Origin of the sequence: Bavariicoccus seileri WCC 4188, assembly GCF_000421665.1 — a bacterium.
GTDB classification, from domain to species: domain Bacteria; phylum Bacillota; class Bacilli; order Lactobacillales; family Aerococcaceae; genus Bavariicoccus; species Bavariicoccus seileri.
Genome location: NZ_ATXL01000093.1, coordinates 1 through 2,262 on the forward strand (window position 1 = coordinate 1; position 2,262 = coordinate 2,262).

Sequence of the window (2,262 nt, forward strand, 5' to 3'; positions counted from 1 at the left end):
AGAGTCATCGAATGAAACATCGAGAAACAATTTTTGAATAAAAAAGTGCACAAAGTTATCTAGCAAAAAGTGCACAATTGTCCTTGACAGTTACAAAAACAAGCAATATAACGACCTGGGCTTCGAAGATCGCTTTAAGCTTTTAGTAGACAGCGAACATTCTCGTCGGAAAAGTAATAAGCTTCAACGCTTAATAAGGCAAGCCGCATTCGAAGTGCCTTCAGCATCAATTGAAGAGATTCAATATTTCGAAGACCGACGATTACTAAAAGAAGAGATCTTACGCTTAGCTTCTGGGTTGTACTTAGAAAATAAGAATAACATCATTCTGATGGGAGCAACTGGAGCTGGGAAAACTTACTTAGCCTGTGCCTTTGGTATAGCTGCTTGTCGTCAATTTTATAAAGTACAGTATGTTCGCCTACCTGAACTCCTAGATGAGTTTAAAATAGCAAAAAATCAACCAGATGACAGTTATAAGAAATTAATGCGTAAGTACACGAAGAAAGAACTACTCATTATTGACGAATGGCTCCTTCATGATTTAACCGAAGAAGAACTTTACTTGACCATGGAGATTATTGAAAAACGAGAAAAGACGACATCTACGATATTCTGTACGCAGTTCAATACAGCCGGATGGCATTCTAAATTAGGAGGCGGCCCAACAGGAGAAGCCGTTATTGATCGAATCGTCCATAATTCTTACACCATCACTATCGATGGAGAAACATCAATGCGTGAACGATTAGGTTTATCTAGTAATTTCTAAACCATTACTATGAAAAATAATGTAATCCTATGGATTATGTCAATGTATCCCATAACCAACTTAAATCCCAGTGGTTATGGGATATTTCTTAAATGGTACATCGAGTTGGCAAAGGGTGGTACATTCTGTGGCAAACAGTGGTAAGAAAGTTGGCATTAGTGGTACAAATGCGTGGCAGTAGTCAAAGAAAAGAGGAAATTGAATGATTAGTGTGGATCCGATTCGCGATGAACAAAAAATTCAAACGATGAAAAGTTATCTCAAGGGAAAAAATGTACGCGATTATGCCTTATTTGTGGTGGGCATCAATGTAGCTTTACGCATTACCGATTTATTAGCCTTAAAATGGGGCGATATTCTCGATGAAAAAGGGATATTTAAAGAAATTCGGCTGTTAGAAGGCAAAACGAAGAAAGAACGACGAATTCAGTTAAACAAGCCCAGTCAGCGTGCGCTAGAGGCGCTTCTGGGGAGCTTAGACGGGTATTCCTTCGACGATTACCTCTTCCAGTCGCGAGAAGGCGCGCAAAAACCCCTCTCTCGCCAACAAGCTTTGAATATTTTGAAAGATGCGGCCAAAGCGGTCGGGATCAAAGATAATGTCGGCACGCATAGTCTGAGAAAAACTTAGGGCTATCACGCATGGAAAAAAGGATTCAATCCAGCCATTATTATGGAGACTTTAAATCATAGTAATCTCACCGTCACAAAACGTTATTTAGGCATTCAACAAGATGATATTAATGATCTATATGGCAGTCTAAATTTATAGAGAACTTCTTTATTTTTGTAACACAATGTGTTACAATCTAACTAAGGAGTGATCAAATTGACAACAATTACTGTACGATTGAATGATGAAGAACAAAAATCTTTTAATGAGTACGCAAAATTACATGACCTGCCTTTATCTACTCTATTGAAAAAAACCTTAGAGGAAAAAATGGAAGATGAAATGGATCTGAAACGAATTAAAGAATATGAAGCCGATTTAAAAGATGGAAAAAGCGAAACTTATAACCACGATGAAGTAATGAAAATGTTGGATTTATAAAATGAAATATGACCTCGTTTATGAAAAAAAGGCTGTAAAAAGTTTAAAAAAATTAGATAAAGGGCAACAGCGTATGATTGCGGCTTGGATAGAAAAGAACTTAGTAGAGACAGATGACCCTAGAAGACATGGCAAAGCACTAAAGGGCGAATTGAAAGATTATTGGCGCTATCGTGTTGGAAATTACCGCTTATTAGCTGATATTAATGACGATGAAATCAAGATTATTATTGTTCATATTGGTCACCGAAGAGAAATTTATCGATAAAAATCATTCTTGTCATTGGAAAATGACAAGAATGATTTTTTATTTAATTCCCTCTTTCAGTAGTTAGACAAAAGGGTTCTGTTGCAAAGCTTTAAATCTACTATCAAATAAGGTAGAATAATAGAAAAAGATAGTAGGAGGAATGACGATGAATCATTTTAAAGGAAA

Annotated in this window: 4 protein-coding genes; all 4 read left to right on the forward strand. The window is 36.5% G+C overall.

Features of this window, described 5'->3' with window-relative positions; genetic code table 11:
* Window positions 1-115: 115 nt before the first annotated feature.
* The 4 genes from H541_RS0110850 (at window position 116) to H541_RS0110870 (ending at window position 2,094) form a co-directional block, all read left to right on the forward strand.
* Complete coding sequence (locus H541_RS0110850; protein ID WP_240470932.1) at window positions 116-772, forward strand: ATP-binding protein; 657 nt, start codon at window positions 116-118, stop codon at window positions 770-772.
* Window positions 773-974: 202 nt separating this feature from the next.
* A complete protein-coding gene (locus tag H541_RS12630) occupies window positions 975-1,403 on the forward strand; it encodes a tyrosine-type recombinase/integrase (RefSeq protein WP_205617820.1) in 429 nt (142 codons plus the stop codon).
* A gap of 198 nt (window positions 1,404-1,601) precedes the next feature.
* Complete coding sequence (gene relB, locus H541_RS0110865; RefSeq protein WP_022797298.1) at window positions 1,602-1,826, forward strand: type II toxin-antitoxin system RelB family antitoxin; 225 nt, start codon at window positions 1,602-1,604, stop codon at window positions 1,824-1,826.
* 1 nt (window position 1,827) lies between these two features.
* Entirely contained in the window at window positions 1,828-2,094 is a 267-nt protein-coding gene (locus tag H541_RS0110870) for a type II toxin-antitoxin system RelE family toxin (RefSeq protein WP_022797299.1), read from the forward strand.
* Window positions 2,095-2,262 lie beyond the last annotated feature (168 nt).